At 62.3% G+C, this 15,542-nt stretch carries 15 protein-coding genes and 1 pseudogene; 12 read left to right on the top strand and 4 right to left on the bottom strand.

Features of this window, described 5'->3' with window-relative positions:
* The first annotated feature begins 96 nt into the window (after positions 1-96).
* The 10 genes and pseudogenes from GNZ12_RS27705 (at position 97) to GNZ12_RS27665 (ending at position 9,859) form a co-directional block, all read left to right on the top strand.
* Positions 97-1,164, top strand: a complete 1,068-nt coding sequence (locus GNZ12_RS27705) for a LacI family DNA-binding transcriptional regulator (RefSeq protein WP_172315375.1) — start codon at positions 97-99, stop codon at positions 1,162-1,164.
* Between the two features lie 16 nt (positions 1,165-1,180).
* Positions 1,181-1,324, top strand: a pseudogene (locus tag GNZ12_RS45360) (malate permease); the annotation flags it as partial.
* Between the two features lie 99 nt (positions 1,325-1,423).
* Positions 1,424-2,128, top strand: a complete 705-nt coding sequence (locus tag GNZ12_RS27700) for a FadR/GntR family transcriptional regulator (RefSeq protein WP_172315374.1) — start codon at positions 1,424-1,426, stop codon at positions 2,126-2,128.
* Between the two features lie 68 nt (positions 2,129-2,196).
* Complete coding sequence (gene ltnD / locus GNZ12_RS27695) at positions 2,197-3,087, top strand: L-threonate dehydrogenase (protein ID WP_172315373.1); 891 nt, start codon at positions 2,197-2,199, stop codon at positions 3,085-3,087.
* A 14-nt stretch (positions 3,088-3,101) separates the two neighbouring features.
* The gene (gene otnK / locus GNZ12_RS27690) at positions 3,102-4,412 is read left to right on the top strand and encodes a 3-oxo-tetronate kinase (protein ID WP_172315372.1); all 1,311 of its coding nucleotides are present in this window, start codon (positions 3,102-3,104) and stop codon (positions 4,410-4,412) included.
* Positions 4,409-5,071: a 3-oxo-tetronate 4-phosphate decarboxylase gene (otnC, locus tag GNZ12_RS27685; protein ID WP_172315371.1), complete on the top strand. Its 663-nt coding sequence runs from the start codon at positions 4,409-4,411 to the stop codon at positions 5,069-5,071. The genes otnK and otnC overlap by 4 nt, the downstream gene beginning before the upstream one ends.
* Before the next feature lie 194 nt (positions 5,072-5,265).
* The gene (otnI, locus tag GNZ12_RS27680; protein ID WP_172315370.1) at positions 5,266-6,054 is read left to right on the top strand and encodes a 2-oxo-tetronate isomerase; all 789 of its coding nucleotides are present in this window, start codon (positions 5,266-5,268) and stop codon (positions 6,052-6,054) included.
* Between the two features lie 29 nt (positions 6,055-6,083).
* Positions 6,084-7,064, top strand: a complete 981-nt coding sequence (denD, locus tag GNZ12_RS27675) for a D-erythronate dehydrogenase (protein ID WP_172315369.1) — start codon at positions 6,084-6,086, stop codon at positions 7,062-7,064.
* Positions 7,065-7,524: 460 nt separating this feature from the next.
* The gene (pcaF, locus tag GNZ12_RS27670; protein WP_172315368.1) at positions 7,525-8,727 is read left to right on the top strand and encodes a 3-oxoadipyl-CoA thiolase; all 1,203 of its coding nucleotides are present in this window, start codon (positions 7,525-7,527) and stop codon (positions 8,725-8,727) included.
* 559 nt (positions 8,728-9,286) lie between these two features.
* Complete coding sequence (locus tag GNZ12_RS27665; RefSeq protein WP_172315367.1) at positions 9,287-9,859, top strand: hypothetical protein; 573 nt, start codon at positions 9,287-9,289, stop codon at positions 9,857-9,859.
* A gap of 198 nt (positions 9,860-10,057) precedes the next feature.
* On the opposite strand, the gene GNZ12_RS27660 is transcribed toward GNZ12_RS27665, so the two are convergent.
* On the bottom strand, positions 10,058-10,438 hold the full coding sequence (locus GNZ12_RS27660; protein ID WP_172315366.1) for a DUF2917 domain-containing protein: 381 nt from the start codon (positions 10,436-10,438) through the stop codon (positions 10,058-10,060).
* Positions 10,439-10,689: 251 nt separating this feature from the next.
* Positions 10,690-11,694 carry a DUF535 family protein gene (locus GNZ12_RS27655; RefSeq protein WP_172315365.1) on the bottom strand — a complete coding sequence of 335 codons (1,005 nt, stop codon included), beginning with the start codon at positions 11,692-11,694 and terminating at the stop codon, positions 10,690-10,692.
* A 218-nt stretch (positions 11,695-11,912) separates the two neighbouring features.
* On the opposite strand from GNZ12_RS27655, the gene GNZ12_RS27650 reads away from it, so the two are divergent.
* Positions 11,913-12,617 carry a response regulator gene (locus tag GNZ12_RS27650; RefSeq protein WP_172315364.1) on the top strand — a complete coding sequence of 235 codons (705 nt, stop codon included), beginning with the start codon at positions 11,913-11,915 and terminating at the stop codon, positions 12,615-12,617.
* Positions 12,618-12,835: 218 nt separating this feature from the next.
* On the opposite strand, the gene GNZ12_RS27645 is transcribed toward GNZ12_RS27650, so the two are convergent.
* Positions 12,836-14,110 carry an IS701 family transposase gene (locus GNZ12_RS27645; RefSeq protein WP_172315363.1) on the bottom strand — a complete coding sequence of 425 codons (1,275 nt, stop codon included), beginning with the start codon at positions 14,108-14,110 and terminating at the stop codon, positions 12,836-12,838.
* Between the two features lie 290 nt (positions 14,111-14,400).
* Between GNZ12_RS27645 and GNZ12_RS27640 the strand changes: the two genes are divergently transcribed.
* On the top strand, positions 14,401-15,186 hold the full coding sequence (locus GNZ12_RS27640) for an alpha/beta hydrolase (RefSeq protein ID WP_172315362.1): 786 nt from the start codon (positions 14,401-14,403) through the stop codon (positions 15,184-15,186).
* 143 nt (positions 15,187-15,329) lie between these two features.
* Here the strand turns inward: GNZ12_RS27640 and GNZ12_RS43965 are convergent.
* A partial coding sequence (locus GNZ12_RS43965) for a hypothetical protein (RefSeq protein WP_216673387.1) occupies positions 15,330-15,542 on the bottom strand: 213 nt, incomplete at its 5' end.

The raw sequence follows: 15,542 nt of genomic DNA, 5'->3' as shown, positions 1-15,542 counted from the left end.
CATTGCGGCGCTGAGACCCGGCCCGCTGGAGCCTTTCGTCGCCGGCGCTCCATGGCGGTCTACAATACGCGCGAACCATTACCTAGCCACCGAGCCATGCCGAATCACAAGCCTACCGCCGCTGCCAGCCCAGATACGCCGGAGACGGCGGCGCCAGCGAAACGCTTGCGTGGCGGTCCCAAGGTCCTGCGTATCACGGATGTCGCCGCGCAAGCAGGCGTCGCGCCGATTACGGTGTCGCGTTTCTTCAATAGCCCGGAGACCGTCGCGCCCGAAACGCTTGAACGGGTGCGGCAGGTCGTGCAGAAGCTCGGCTATGTACCGAATCGCCTGGCGGGCGGATTGTCGTCAGCGCGTTCAAGGTTGATCGCGGCGATCGTGCCGACCATCGCTCACTCGCTGTTTTCCGAAACGATCCAGGTGTTCAGCGAGACGATGTCGCGCGCAGGCTATCAGGTGCTGCTGGCCTTGAGCGGCTATAGCAATTCGAGCGAAGAGGCGCTGCTCGACGCGGTGCTGAGCCGGCGTCCGGAAGGCGTGCTGCTGACCGGTGTCGCTCATGCGGACTCGTTGCGCGAACGCCTGCGCAACGTGGGCCTGCCCATCGTCGAAACCTGGGATATGACTGACACGCCGATCGACATGCTGGTCGGCTTTTCGCACTATCAGATCGGCGCCGCTGTGGCTGAGCACTTTCTACAACGCAACGCGCGGGCACCCGGCCTCGTGTCGGCGAACGACGACCGCGCACTCGCACGCCGCAACGGTTTTCGCGACCGGCTTGCGCAGGCGGGCATTCACGACATTGCCGAGGTGCTGGTGCCGCCACCGAGTTCGGTCGCCGTCGGCAAGGCCGCGTTGCCGACGCTGCTCGAGCAGGCGCCACAGCTCGACGCCGTATTTTGCGGCTCCGATCTGCTGGCGATCGGTGTGCTTGGCGCGAGCAAACAGCTCGGGTTGAGCGTGCCATCGCAACTGTCGATCTGCGGTTTCGGCGACCTCGAATTCACCGCCGAAACCACGCCGCAACTCACCACGGTGCGCGTGGACGGCACCCGCATCGGACTCACCGCCGCACGCTGTCTGCTCGATCGTCTGGCCGGCGACAGCAACGTCAAAGTGACCGACGTTGGTTTTCATATCGTCGAGCGCGAAACGACCTGAAACACCGTTACTTGACTCACCTCGTCAGGCGAGTGGCCTATTTAACTCGCGTTTCATGTATGGATTCTTCTCGACGGCGGTGACCTATCCGCTGATGTTCGCCATCAGTGTTGCGATGACGCCATGGGGTGAGATCGTCACGGCTTTTCACTGGGTCAATAATCTTCGGTAACCCGTGGCTGAACCTGGGGTTTGCATCGATGCAGCCACAGTCTCAAATTTGTATGATGACCCGACAACATGACCCATCGGGACATCCATGTTCGACAAGATTCCTGTTCGCGCACTGAGCGATACCGTCGCGCAGCAGTTGCTCAAGCAGATCGACAAAGGCACGTTCGCGCGCGGCGGCAAGCTGCCGACCGAGGCGGTGCTGGCGCAGCAGTTCGGCGTGAGCCGCACGGTAATCCGTGAGGCGATTTCGCGGCTGAAGAACGAGGGCGTGGTCGAGCCGCGCCAGGGCAGCGGCGTTTTCATTGCCGCGCACGGCGCGATTCGGCCGCTGCGCATCGACTATGCGGAAGCGGTTGAAGCGGGCTCGGTGCTGCAAATTCTCGCGCTGCGGCGGGCGATCGAGGCGGAAGTCGCCTCAGAGGCCGCCATGCGCCGCAGCGACGCGGACATGATGTCAATCGATGCAGCCCTCGCCAGGATCGACGAAGCGGAGGCCGAAGGCGAGAACGGCGTCGCCGAAGATGTCGCCTTCCACCGCGCAATCGCTGCGGCCACCGGCAATCCGTATTTCCTCAAGACGCTCATCTTCCTGAATCAGTACCTCGAAGCCGGCACCGTGGTGACGCGGCGTAACGAAGCGCTGCGCGATGACTTCTCACGTCAGGTGCGGGAAGAGCATGCGGCCATCGTCGCGGCGATCCGGGCGGGCGATCCGATGGCGGCGCGCAATGCAGCGAGTACCCATATGAATAACGCGGCCCGGCGGCTCGCGGAAGCGGGTATTTGCTGAGCAGAACTGAGCCGGGTCAGGTTGGGTTCCATCGGGGCGTTCGCGGCTAACCAACGGAGAAGTCAAGCATGTCCAGACATGTCGGTGTCATCGGTCTCGGGGCGATGGGCATGGGCGTCGCGCGCTCATTGCTGCGCTCGGGCTTTCAGGTTCACGCGTGTGATCTGCGCTGCGAGATCTTGCAAGCGTTCGTTGCGGCAGGCGGCGTCGGCTGTGCGTCGCCTGCCGAGCTTGGCGCGCAATGCGACGTGGTCGTCACGCTGGTCGTCAATGCCGCCCAAACCGAAGCCGTCCTGTTCGGCGCGCAAGGCGCGGTCGCCGCGATGAAACCCGGCAGTGTGGTGATTGCGAGCGCAACCGTGGCGCCGGACTTCGCGGTCGAGCTCGGCAAGCGTATCGAAGCCGCCGGTTTGCAGATGCTCGACGCGCCGGTGTCCGGTGGCGCGGCGCGCGCCGCGTCCGGCGAAATGACGATGATGACGTCCGGCCCGGACACCGCCTATGCCGCGTGCGAGGACGTGCTGGCCGCGATGGCGGGCAAGGTCTATCGGCTGGGCTCGGCGCACGGCGCGGGTTCGAAGGTGAAGATCATCAATCAGTTGCTGGCCGGTGTGCATATCGCCGTGGCCGCCGAGGCCATGGCGCTCGGTTTGCGCGAAGGCGTCGATCCTGATGCGCTGTACGAGGTCATCACGCATAGCGCGGGCAATTCGTGGATGTTCGAGAACCGCGTGCCCCATATTCTGAGCGGCGATTACACGCCGCTCTCGGCGGTCGATATTTTTGTGAAGGATCTCGGCCTGGTGCTCGATGCCGCGCGCCGCTCGAAATTCCCGTTGCCCTTGTCGGCGGCGGCGCATCAGATGTTCATGATGGCGTCGACCGCGGGACATGGTGGCGAGGACGATTCCGCGGTGATCAAAATTTTCCCCGGCATCGACTTGCCGGCGGCGACGTAAGCGCGGAGTCTGCCATGACCACTTCGTCCAGACGCGCGCTGCTCGGCTGCATTGCCGACGATTTCACCGGCGCCACCGATCTCGCCAACATGCTGGTGCGCGGCGGCATGCGCACGGTGCAGACCATCGGCGTGCCCGCGTCGAATGATGTCGTTGAAGCCGACGCGCTGGTCGTCGCGCTGAAATCGCGCACGATTCCCGCCGCCGATGCCGTCGCGCAATCGCTCGCCGCGCTCGACTGGTTGCGCGCGCAAGGATGCCGCCAGTTCTTTTTCAAATACTGTTCGACGTTCGATTCGACCGACGCCGGTAACATCGGTCCGGTCACGGATGCCTTGCTCGATGCATTGTCCGCCGAAGTGGGCGCAAGGGCTTTCACGATTGCCTGCCCGGCGTTTCCGGAGAACGGCCGCACGATCTATCGCGGTTATCTGTTCGTCGGCGATAGGTTGCTGAGCGAATCGGGTATGGAAAACCATCCGTTGACGCCGATGCGCGATGCGAACCTCGTGCGCGTGCTCCAGCGGCAGACCGGATCGAAAGTCGGCCTCGTACGTTACGACACCGTAGCAAAAGGCGTGTCGACCGTGCGCGAAACCTTCGATGTGCTGCGTGGCGATGGCGTGCGAATAGCGATTGCCGATGCGGTATCGGACGCGGATCTTTACGTACTCGGCGAGGCATGTGCCGACCTCACGCTGATCACGGGTGGCTCCGGTGTTGCGCTGGGTCTGCCCGGCAATTTCCGTCGCGCCGGTTTACTCGCGGAAGGCAACGATGCTGCGCAATTGCCGCGTGCCGAAGGATTGTCGGCGGTGCTGGCCGGCAGCGCCTCGACAGCGACCAACTCGCAAGTGGCGGCCTGGCGCGAAACGCGGCCCGCGTTCCGCATCGATCCGCTCGCGGTGGCGCGCGGCGAGCCGGTGGTCGAGCAGGCACTGGCCTTTGCACAGCCGTACCTGGATAAACACGAACCCGTGCTGATCTACGCCACCGCAACGCCCGACGAAGTCAAAGCGGTGCAACGCGAACTCGGCGTCAACGAAGCGGGGCACCTGGTCGAATCCACGCTGGCGTCGATTGCACGCGGTTTGCGCGAACGCGGCGTGCGCAAGTTCGTAGTGGCGGGCGGCGAGACCTCGGGCGCCGTGGTGCAGGCGCTCGATGTGCGCACATTGCGTATCGGTGCGCAGATCGATCCGGGCGTGCCCGCCACCGCAACGACGGACGCCGAGCCGCTCGCGCTCGCATTGAAATCCGGCAACTTCGGCACGATCGATTTTTTCGAAAAAGCACTGCGTCACCTCGATGGAGCCGCGCAATGACCGGCACGCCCGCACTCCACACGACGAACGAAGCACGCGTGCGCGAAGAAATCTGCGTGACCGGTGCGAGTCTCTACCAACGCGGCTACACGGTGGGTAGCGCCGGCAACATCAGCGCGCGCCTCGACGACGGCTGGCTGATCACGCCGACCGATGCCTGCCTCGGCCGGCTCGACCCGGCCGATATTGCCAAGGTCGATTTCGATGGCAACACGGTGTCCGGCGGCAAACCGTCGAAAACGCTGGCGTTGCATCGGGGCATCTATGCACGCAACGGCGAGGCGCGCGGCATCGTCCACACGCATTCGACGCATCTCGTCGCATTGACGCTCGCCGGCGTGTGGCGCGACGACGACGTTCTGCCGCCGATTACCCCGTATCACGTGATGAAAGTGGGCCATGTCCCGCTGATTCGTTACAAACGTCCCGGCGACCCGCAAGTGGCCGCGCAGATCGCCGCTCTCGCAGGCACCGTTCGCGCGGTTTTGCTCGAGCGCCTCGGCCCGGTGGTGTGGGAGCGCTCCGTGGCGCAGGCGTCGTATGTGCTTGAAGAGCTCGAAGAGACCGCGCGCCTGTGGCTGATGACGAACCCGCGGCCCGCGCCACTCGACGATGCGGCGCTCGAAGAACTGCGGACGGTGTTCGGCGCGCGCTGGTAGGCGCTGACAAAAACAAAGCCGGGTGGCGTTGCCACGCTGGCAGATAGGACCCGACATGCAGGTGATCGGCGCAATAGCGGCGCGGCCCAATGAGGCGACACCCTCCCGTTGCACGATCGAAATCGTTCCGCCGGGGGCACGCATCCATTGGATGTTTCCGCGCTGAACCAAACCGTTTTCAAGGAGTTTTCACCATGCTTCGCTTCGCCGCTAACCTGACCATGATGTACAACGAGCACGCTTTCCTCGACCGTTTCGCCGCTGCGACAAAAGACGGCTTCAAGGCCGTGGAGTTTCTGTTTCCCTATGATTTCCGTGCCGGGGAAATCAAGGCCCGGCTCGAAGCGAACGGTCTGACGCAGGCGCTCTTCAATGCGCCACCCGGAGACTGGGCCGCGGGCGAGCGCGGCATCGCTTCGCTGCCGGGCCGCGAAGACGAATTTCGCCGCAGCATTGAAACCGCGCTCGATTACACGCGCGTACTCGGCAATCGCAAACTGCATGTGATGGCCGGTTTGATTGGCGCGGATCAGCCGCGGGCCAAACATCGCGAGGTGTATCTGAAGAATCTCGCCTATGCCGCAAAGGCTGCGCAAGAGGACGGCGTCACCGTGGTGATCGAGCCGATCAATACGCGTGATATGCCGGGCTTCTTTCTGAACCGCCAGGATGACGCGCAGGCGATTTGCGCGGAAGTGGGCGCGCCGAATCTCAAGGTGCAGTTCGACTGCTATCACTGCCAGATCGTCGAAGGCGACCTCGCGGTCAAGCTCAAACGCGATATGGCTGGCATCGGTCACATTCAGGTCGCTGGCGTGCCGGAACGCCATGAACCTAACCTCGGCGAAATTAATTATCCGTATCTGTTCGATCTGATCGACGCGCTGGGCTACGACGGCTACATCGGTTGCGAATACCGGCCGCGGGCCGGCACATCGGCGGGGCTCGATTGGCTCAAACCATATCTGAACGCCGCTGGCTAATAAGCGATCAAGCAAGGACAACGCACATCATGAAAATACTGATTACCGGCGGTGCGGGTTTTCTCGGCCAGCGTCTTGCGCGCGAACTGTTGGCGCGCGGCGCGGTGAAGGATAAGCACGGCAAGCCGCAAGCGATTACCGAACTGGTGCTGCTCGACGTGGTGCACGGCAGCGATTTCGGCGACAGCCGTGTGCGCTCGGAAGTGGGCGACATCGCTGAGCGCAGCGTGCTCGATCGCGTGATCGACGACAGAACCGCGGCGATCTTCCATCTTGCCGCGATCGTGAGCGGACAGGCCGAGGCGGATTTCGATCTCGGCATGCGGATCAATCTGGACGCGTCGCGCTTGCTGCTGGAAACCTGCCGGCAGCGTGGACACACACCGCGGGTGGTGTTCACGAGTTCAGTAGCCGTGTATGGCGGCGATCTGCCCGAGGTCGTGCAGAACGACACCGCGCTGAATCCGCAATCGTCGTACGGCGCGCAGAAGGCGATCGCGGAGTTGTTGCTCAACGATTACACGCGGCGGGGTTTCGTCGACGGCCGGGTGTTGCGGCTGCCCACCATTAGCGTGCGGCCCGGCAAGCCGAATGCGGCGGCCTCGTCGTTTGCGAGCGGCATCATTCGCGAGCCGCTGAACGGCGAAGCGGCGGTGTGCCCGGTAGCGGGCGCGACGCGGTTGTGGCTGCTGTCGCCGCGCAAGGCCATCGAAAGCCTGATCGCCGGACTCGAACTCGATTCCGCTGCACTCGGTAACCAGCGCGTGTTGAATCTGCCGGGGATTTCGGTGAGCGTCGACGAGATGGTGGCCGCGCTGCGCGAGGTGGCGGGCGACGAGGCCGCGAAGCGGATCGTGTGGGCGCCGGACGCGCGAGTGGAGAAGATTGTCGGCAGCTGGCCGGGGCAGTGGGATCCCTCGCGTGCCGAGCGGCTCGGGTTGACCGGCGACCGCAGCTTCGCCGATGTGATTCGCGGTTATATCGCGGACGAGCAGATTCAGATCCGCTGATAGCGCCTGTGCAAGGGCGGGTGTTTCAGAGACATTCTGGGCAGCAGAACGGTCCAGAGCCTTGTGCCGGCAGGCATAGAAGCATGTTTGCCTCCATAGGCACGTCAATCTTCATATCGTTGACGTTGCCATGAAAGGGGTCGCCGGCCTGCGCGTATTCCCTGGTCCGAGGCTGGCTTTGCTTGACATGGTTTCGCGCACACGCCTATTATCGTGCCTAGTTGTTCGATATATGACCGCGTGTTCGTATAAAGAACAAATGGCCGCCGTCCAGGGCCCATCGTTCACCATCCTGCGCTAAGCTGAATTGAAGTGACGGTTGCCATGCGGCCGTTTTTCATGCGCATCGCCGGGTCGAAGATGCAGAGCATCCGGCTCGCGCCAGCGCCAGGCAGCCGGCGCCACTAACGGCTATCCGCTAGCGGCCCAGCGCACGCAGCACACCAACTGGAGACATCACATGACCGAAGCATTCCTGTGCGACGCGATTCGCACCCCCATCGGCCGCTATGCCGGTTCGCTGTCGTCGGTTCGCGCCGACGATCTGGGCGCAGTGCCGCTCAAAGCGCTGATGGAGCGCAACAAGGACGTCGACTGGAACGCGATCGACGACGTGATCTACGGCTGTGCGAACCAGGCCGGTGAAGACAACCGCAACGTCGCGCGCATGTCGCTGTTGCTGGCCGGTTTGCCGCAAGGCGTGCCGGGCTCCACGGTGAACCGCCTATGCGGCTCGGGCATGGACGCCGTTGGCATCGCCGCGCGCGCGATCAAGTCGGGCGAGGCCGCGTTGATGCTGGCCGGCGGTGTCGAAAGCATGAGCCGTGCGCCGTTCGTGATGGGCAAGGTGACCAGCGCGTTTTCGCGCCAGGTCGATATTTTCGACACGACCATCGGCTGGCGTTTCGTGAACCCGTTGATGAAGCAGATGTACGGTGTGGATTCGATGCCGGAGACCGGCGAAAACGTCGCGACCGACTACAAGATCAGCCGTGCCGATCAGGACGCGTTTGCGCTGCGCAGTCAGCAGAAAGCCGCACGCGCGCAACGTGACGGCACGCTCGCGCAGGAAATCGTCGGCGTGACGATCGCGCAGAAGAAGGGCGATCCGATCACCGTGCTGCAAGACGAACACCCGCGCGAAACCAGCCTTGAAACGCTCGCCAAACTGAAGGGCGTGGTGCGCCCGGACGGCACCGTCACGGCAGGCAACGCGTCGGGCGTGAACGACGGCGCGGCGGCGTTGCTGCTGGCCAACGAAGACACAGCGAAACGCTTCGGCCTCACACCGCGTGCACGCGTGCTGGGTATCGCAACGGCAGGTGTCGCGCCGCGCGTGATGGGCATCGGCCCGGCGCCTGCCACGCAGAAATTGCTGGCTCGCCTGAACATGACCATCGATCAGTTCGACGTGATCGAACTGAACGAAGCCTTCGCCTCGCAAGGTCTTGCCGTGCTGCGCACGCTTGGCGTCGCGGATGACGACGCGCGCGTGAATCCGAATGGCGGGGCGATCGCGCTCGGCCACCCGCTCGGCATGAGTGGCGCGCGTCTGGTGACCACCGCGATGTATCAACTGCACCGCACGCAGGGCCGTTTTGCACTGTGCACGATGTGTATCGGCGTCGGGCAAGGCATCGCGATCGCTATCGAACGTGTTTAATGGTTTTGGTTTAGCGTTTGTGCAGGGAAGTGCCACAGCGTCGTTCGCGTTGATGCTTCTCGTATAGCGCTTCTGTGGCCGCATGATGAACAGCCCCTTCGCTCAGGCGACGGGGCTGTTTTATTTGGCGCAGCGCATGCCGTAATCGGCTATTGAATTTGTGTTTAATAGGTGTTAATGACGGTTTTCGATTGCATTGTGGCGAATGCCGTCGATAAAAAATAATGAACCGCCGGACTGCCATACAGTATGTGTTTAATGCTGTATGAATAGAATGTATTGTCGCCGTATATGGCTGGGCGGGAGAGTTAAAGCCGTGTTGTCAACCGGCAAGATACCGCTGCGACACCGCCCTACGGCATTTCTTATCATGCCGCCCGTTGATTTGAGAATCACAATATAAACAATCTTCGCTTCTTGTAAGGCATGTACAATCGTCGCGCCGTACCCATTTAGTAATTGCCACCCTGAAGCTGTATGCATTCCTGGCGTTAATCGGCATCCTGCGGTTTCAGATCGCCGTTACGCCAGTTCGGACAATTTCTCGAGGAGAGCGTAAATGAAGGCAGCGACGATTGGAGCAGCGTTGATGGTAGCGGCTTTCGCCGCAGCGCAACCGGCGTGGGCGCAAGATGCCATGGCCAGTGCCGCACAGGGCATCGTCAGCGAAGTGCAACCGGTGCATGTGAAGGCGGAGATCGTCGGTATCGATCCGGGCACCCGCACGCTCACGCTCAAAGGGCCGGGCGGCAACGCGGTGGTCGTGCTGGTGAGCCAGGAAGTTGCCGGCTTCGATCAGCTGAAGATCGGCGATCGGGTCGATGTGCTGTACAAGAATGCGTTGTTGCTGAAGGCCGAGAAGGTCACCGGTGCGGATAAGGGCATTCGTGCACGCGTCGATACGCAGGTGTATGCCCCGGCCTCGGGCGGCTTTGCGTCCGCGCGTCAGGTCGAAGTGCTCGCCACCGTGCAGAAGATCGATCACAAGAAGCGCCTCGTCACGCTGCGCGGCGCCTATCAGACACAAACGCTCCACGCTGGACCGGACGTCGATCTGAAGGGCGTCAAGGTTGGCGATACGATTCACGCGGTATTCGTTTCGGCAGCGGCCGTGCAGGTGACGCCGCAGTAAATGCCACGCCAGTAAGCGGCACGTGTTCAGGTAGTCCGCGTTCAGGCAACCCGCGTTTGAGCAACATCAGGCAACCGGGCAACACGGCATGCCTGGCGCCTCGGAGCCGGCATGGCTGATCAGCAAGCACCCCTCATTGCAGGGGTGTTTGCTTTTCTGCGGGTCGAAAGTTTGACCATCGAGTCACGGCGGGGCACGCTATCGAGCCGCTGGTGTGCCAAGGTCCAACCATGCGAGCCGTCCCAGCCAACGCCTGACGAGACCACGTCTGGCAGGCAGCGCGCAACTCAACGACACGCGCGCGGTGTGTTCGCTATCCGTGCTGAGCCACACGCGTTCGCCGCGTTGCAGCCGGAACGCGTTGCCCGGTTCGAGCCAATGATCGTAAGGCGAGTTGATGCGTGTGAGCCATAGGCGCGCGCCGTGCACACGGAGCGTGCTGTCGGCATCGACACGCCACGTCAGCGTTGTGCCTGGTACTACGGAAAAATGTACGACTACTTTCGGCTGATGCTCGTTCTGTTGATATGCAGACAGACTTGAGTCGTCATCCATGCACTGCGGGCTTGCCTGATCCATCTTGCTCTCCGTCATCGAGCCGGCGGACGGAGGAGGCAGCCACAAAACAAAAGGCCCCTTCCGTTACCGGCGGGGCCTTTGGGTCTTGTTTTGCAGATTCAGACTGCTAACGCGCACATGCTCCCAAATGCCTGCCGATCGTGGCATGCATTGTTGGGTTTTTAATCGCGAAGGCGATGGAGGTGTGCGTCAACATGCGAATGAGTGTGCCGTTTTGTCGCATGTCTTGTCAATAAAAAATTGCAATGAATTCAAGCGACAACGCGAGGCACGCAGAGTCGGCTCGTCTTGCTTGCCGTGACGCTCATGCGAATCTGCGCGGCGAGTGCGCTTCGCAATGCGTAACGCTTGCGGCGGGTTGCGTCACCGGTCTTGTCACCCTGGCGTTCGGCCAGATAGCGCGCCGGCGGTGCGAGGACGAACCAGCCGTTCCAGCGTGCGAGCGCCCCGCACTCGATCGACAGTCGATCGTAGTCCGCGGCCACGCGACGCTTTCTCAGGCAATAGCGCCAGTTCGCATAGATGTGCGCCTGCTTCGAGACGATGAAGGTACCGCCCGCATCGAGTGCCGCGGCGACACATTGCGCAAGGTAGATCACCAGCATTTTCGGCCGCAGTCCGTGCCACCGTTTGGTGAGCGCGCGAAACAGTTCGCGGCCGTTGACGGACGTGTCCGGGCCCTGCACGGAGCCGATGCAAACACGTGGCCGCCGCACTTTACCGCCGAGATAGGCGAGACTGAAGGTGCAGGAGACGATGCGCTGGTCTCGCGCATCGCGGATGCACAAGGTCCAGTCGCCTTCCTTCTGAAACTGTTCGATCGACTCGAGCGACACATGCCAGCGCTCGGCGCCCACCTCGAACGATGCGATCGGCGCCGAGCCGACTGCGGCGATGCGCGCGGCGAGTTGCGGCACGCGCTGCTGTGTCAGCGCGTGATGATCGAGGCTCGCCATGAGGCGTTCGCGCGGGCTGAAGCGGGTATGGAGGAACGGCCGATGCATGCGTTCGAGCGCGGTGGGATGACGTTGCACCAGATCGTGCAAGGGCGAAATGGCACAGCGTTTGAGCCATACTTGCGTCGAGCGCCACGACATCAGCGAGCGCAGCCACAGACGCATGCGCCGCCAGCGATGAAACATGCTGGTGCCGGGATAGAGTGCATGAGCGGTTTGCTGAATAACCGCAAAGGACGCAGTGGCTCTCGCGAACCACGGCGAGCGGGCGTGAGCCCGTTGGTTGGAAACAGTCGACACGGCAGATCCTTGAGCTATTTCAACCGGGGGGATGCTAGTGGCGCGGATCGCGTGTCCGTGTCGAATTGCTTGTGTGTTTGTCGAGTTTTGTCTAGCGTGTCGCATGATGTGCGGCGCATCCGCTATGCTGTGCGTCGAGCCAGCCCGTCCGTCCGTTGCCGGCGGGTGCGGTCTTTTCATATTGATATTGAAACAGTCAGCCCAGAACGATTCGCCCCATGCCATTTCGGATCCTGCTTGTCGAAGACGATGACCGCCTGTCCGCGCTGGTCGCCGGTTATCTGCGCAAACACGAATACGAAGTCGAGACCGTGCTGCACGGCAACGACGCCGTGCCAGCCATTCTCAAGCGCCGCCCGGATCTGGTGATTCTCGACGTGAACCTGCCTGGCAAGGACGGTTTCCAGATTTGCCGCGAGGCGCGCGAGCAATTCGACGGTGTGATCATCATGGTGACCGCGCGCGACGAGCAGTTCGACGAAGTGCTGGGCCTCGAATTCGGCGCGGACGACTACGTGCATAAGCCTGTCGAGCCACGCGTGCTGTTGGCGCGCATCAAGGCGCAACTGCGCCGCGTGACCGCGCGCACGCCGGAGCCTGGCCAACCTGAGAGCTACACCTTCGGCAAGTTCGAGATCAGCCGGGCAAGCCGCACGGTCAAGCTCCCCGACGGCAGCCTGCCCGATCTGACATCGGCCGAATTCGATTTGCTGTGGGCGCTGGTGAGTTGCGCGGGCGAAGTGGTGAGCCGCGACGAGCTGATGCGGCAACTGCGCGGCATCGAATTCGACGGGCTTGACCGTACCATCGACGGCGGCATTTCCAAGCTGCGCCGCAAGCTGCATGACGACGCCGGCACCCCGCAGCGGATCAAGACGGTGCGCGGCAAGGGCTATCAGTTCAGCAAGCTGGCATGGGATTGAAGGCGCTTGCAGCGATCGCGGTTGAGTTGCCGATGAGGTTCTGGCGAGTTGGCGTTGAGTTTCGCATGAGTTTCAATTGAGTTTCGCTTGAGTCTGGACTTTAGACACCCGAACGGAGTCCGCGACCATGGTTGACGAATGGTCGTGGAGCAGCGAACGAGACCGAGATTGCGATGAAACGTTTGTGCGGGGCCGCAGAAGCGGCATCACACGGAAAGTCAAGGGGCGGGACGCGGCTGGGGCCAGCGGAATTTCTGGGACTTGCCGCCCACGGGAAGGTGACAGGCAAGTCCGGTAAATTCCCGGCGCAGCCATTGGGCGACGAGGCCTGCGGTGACGGGCTTGCCGATCCGCCACGGCGCGATCTTGTCCATCGGGAACGCGTCGCCAATCGCCAGGCTGAGCAGCTGGGTAAGCGTCCAGGCGCACGAACGGATCTGCATCCACAACTCGAGCACGGTGCGCGTCTGCTGCCAGAGATTGTTGATGCCCCACCAGCGCTTGAGGCTGTGGAACAGCGGTTCTATCCCCCAGCGGCGGGCATACAGCTGGGTAATCGTCTCGGCACTCAGGTCCGTTTCGGAGGCCAGCATCAGGCGCGCCTTCGTCCAGGACTGCCGTTTGTCGTCGTAGAACTGACACCACACGGCGCGCACCGCAGTCCCTTTGAGGAAGCGCGCCACGGCCACTGTCGAGCGCAGGCGCACGCGTTGATCCTTGCCGTAGAGCCTCATCGTCAATTCGGACGCGGGCAACGTTTCGATGGCCTCGCGGGTCAGGCGCTCCCCATAGATGCGCGGTCGTCCACGCCGGGGCGCCTCGGGCGTTGCGGGCGGCAGGAACAGCGCGGTATCGATACGCGCCTGACCGATGACATGCATGTTCCGGCGCAGCAGCGGCAGGACCAGCCGCGCGCGCATGAACCACGAGTCGAACAGCACACGGATGGGCCTGTCGGTCACGCCGCTGAGTGCACGCACAAGTGCCAATGCGATCTTGAGCTTGTTGGTGTTGCCCGTGTCGGGAACCAGGCGCGAGAGGATGGGCAATGCCATGCCGACGCCGCCATTGCCCAGTACGCTCACGCCCAGGGTCACGATGCACTGCGCCCAGACGTATTGCGGCCGGTTGGTCTTGCCGCTGTGTTCGCGTCGCCAGGCCACGCCGGGCGCCTTCTTCGAACAGCGCATGTTCAGCGTATCGTCCAGGACCAAGGTAAGCACATCGCAGGGCAATACCGCCAGCACCAGCTTCAACAGTGCTCGCGCGAGCCGCACCGTGCGCAGGCTGCCGCGCTGCAGGAGCTTGTAATACGTCGTCCAGTGCCGGGTGCCGCCGGCAGCCGAGATCGCTCGGGTCACCCATCCCTCGGGCGAAATCATGCAGCCGCACAGCAGCTCGATGAAGCAGGCCTGCGAGCGAAGCGGCACGGCGGTGAGCAGAACGTTGATCCATTCGCGAAGGTAAAACTGTGTGCGTTCAGTCAGGGACATGGGCAATTGGCAGAGGACCAGAAACGATCCTCATTGGCCGCCGCGTTGCTTGCGCTAAAACCTCGCGCAAGCAACGCGGCGGCCTCACGACTGCCTGTTCATGTCAAGCTTTTTTCGAATTCCAAACTACTTTTCCACCCCCTCATCGGGGTGCTAAATGTCTAAAGTCCAGGCTTGAGTAATACGTCGAAATATCGGCCGACAAAACTCCACAAACGCGGTATTAAATCGACAGTCATGTGAGGCGGGGCTGATTAGGATCGCAAGCTTGTGCAACGACAGGCTTAGCGATGTCCGCTCGCGTTTCCCCCCTTTCCCGCCATGCCGTGTTGATGATTCACGGTTTGGGAGGCACGCGTCATGATTTCGGCGCGCTCGACCGCAAGTTTGAGCAGATCGGTTGCGACGTGCATTTGCCGTCGCTGCCGGGCCACGGTTCGAACCCTGACGCGTTGAGCCGAGTGACGTTGAGCGACTACATGCAACTGCTGAGCCGCACATACCGCGACCTGGTTAAACGTTATGAGCGTGTGGATGTCGCGGGCATTTCGATGGGCGCGTTGCTTGCCTTGATGTTGAGTGCGCGCGAGCGCATGACGACGGGGCGCCTGATTCTGCTGTCGCCGCCATTGTTCCTTGATGGCTGGGGCGGTTCACGACTGCGTCCGTTGCGCTACCTGATGTACTGCGTGCCGGGGCTCCGCCGCCTGATTCGCGTACCCGAGGGCGAGCCCTTTGGCATCAAGAACACGCGGATTCGCAACCTGATCCGCCGCCATTTGCAGAAGGGGAGCGGCGTCCACTATCCGTACGTACCACTGGCGGCGATCGAACAGGTTGATTGGATGCGCTTCGCGGTGAAGCGGGCGTTGGGCCGCGTAACATGCGAGACCTTGGTGATGCATTCGGAGGAAGACGAGGTGACGAGCATCCGCTCTGCGGAATTCGTGTGCGAGCGCTTGGGAAGCCGCGCAGTGACCTTCGTGCGCTTGACCGACAGCTACCACATGATCACACTAGACAACGAGCGTGACACGGTAGCGGAGCAAACCCTGGCATTTGTACAGAGGGCGTAAGAGACAAACGGAGGGGCGGGGAAAAAGCAAACCTGAGCAAAGTGAACCACCGGTGGCGCGCTGAAGGAACCAAGCTAAACTGCCGACTGGTTTGAGAAATAGGCTTCGGCGCGCGCAGCGCCGCCGGAAGAATGACGCCTTTGTCACTCACGCCGAATGTGCGAGAACACAGATTCCAGATGCACCACTACCGCAACTGCGCGGGGGACCCGCTTAAGAATTAGCGGTGTGAGCCGCTTTCTTTGCTTATCTTTCTTTGCGGCGGCGTAACTATTCAGCAGTTGTAAACCGGAGCCAGGCACTGCATAGTGCTGGACATGACGAAGATGCCTGACATCGAAGACCTGACGCACGAG

This window comes from Paraburkholderia solitsugae (assembly GCF_013177695.1).
Taxonomy (GTDB): domain Bacteria; phylum Pseudomonadota; class Gammaproteobacteria; order Burkholderiales; family Burkholderiaceae; genus Paraburkholderia; species Paraburkholderia solitsugae.
Note: the sequence above shows the minus strand (reverse complement) of the source record. Positions and strands in the feature narration are given on the sequence as shown.

Bases quoted from the DNA above. Each gene is read 5' to 3' on its own strand.
- GNZ12_RS27705 (WP_172315375.1), top strand. From the start codon at position 97: ATGCCGAATCACAAGCCTACCGCCGCTGCCAGCCCAGATACGCCGGAG.
- GNZ12_RS27700 (WP_172315374.1), top strand. From the start codon at position 1,424: ATGTTCGACAAGATTCCTGTTCGCGCACTGAGCGATACCGTCGCGCAG.
- ltnD (WP_172315373.1), top strand. From the start codon at position 2,197: ATGTCCAGACATGTCGGTGTCATCGGTCTCGGGGCGATGGGCATGGGC.
- otnK (WP_172315372.1), top strand. From the start codon at position 3,102: ATGACCACTTCGTCCAGACGCGCGCTGCTCGGCTGCATTGCCGACGAT.
- otnC (WP_172315371.1), top strand. From the start codon at position 4,409: ATGACCGGCACGCCCGCACTCCACACGACGAACGAAGCACGCGTGCGC.
- otnI (WP_172315370.1), top strand. From the start codon at position 5,266: ATGCTTCGCTTCGCCGCTAACCTGACCATGATGTACAACGAGCACGCT.
- denD (WP_172315369.1), top strand. From the start codon at position 6,084: ATGAAAATACTGATTACCGGCGGTGCGGGTTTTCTCGGCCAGCGTCTT.
- pcaF (WP_172315368.1), top strand. From the start codon at position 7,525: ATGACCGAAGCATTCCTGTGCGACGCGATTCGCACCCCCATCGGCCGC.
- GNZ12_RS27665 (WP_172315367.1), top strand. From the start codon at position 9,287: ATGAAGGCAGCGACGATTGGAGCAGCGTTGATGGTAGCGGCTTTCGCC.
- GNZ12_RS27660 (WP_172315366.1), bottom strand. From the start codon at position 10,438: ATGGATCAGGCAAGCCCGCAGTGCATGGATGACGACTCAAGTCTGTCT.
- GNZ12_RS27650 (WP_172315364.1), top strand. From the start codon at position 11,913: ATGCCATTTCGGATCCTGCTTGTCGAAGACGATGACCGCCTGTCCGCG.
- GNZ12_RS27645 (WP_172315363.1), bottom strand. From the start codon at position 14,110: ATGTCCCTGACTGAACGCACACAGTTTTACCTTCGCGAATGGATCAAC.
- GNZ12_RS27640 (WP_172315362.1), top strand. From the start codon at position 14,401: ATGTCCGCTCGCGTTTCCCCCCTTTCCCGCCATGCCGTGTTGATGATT.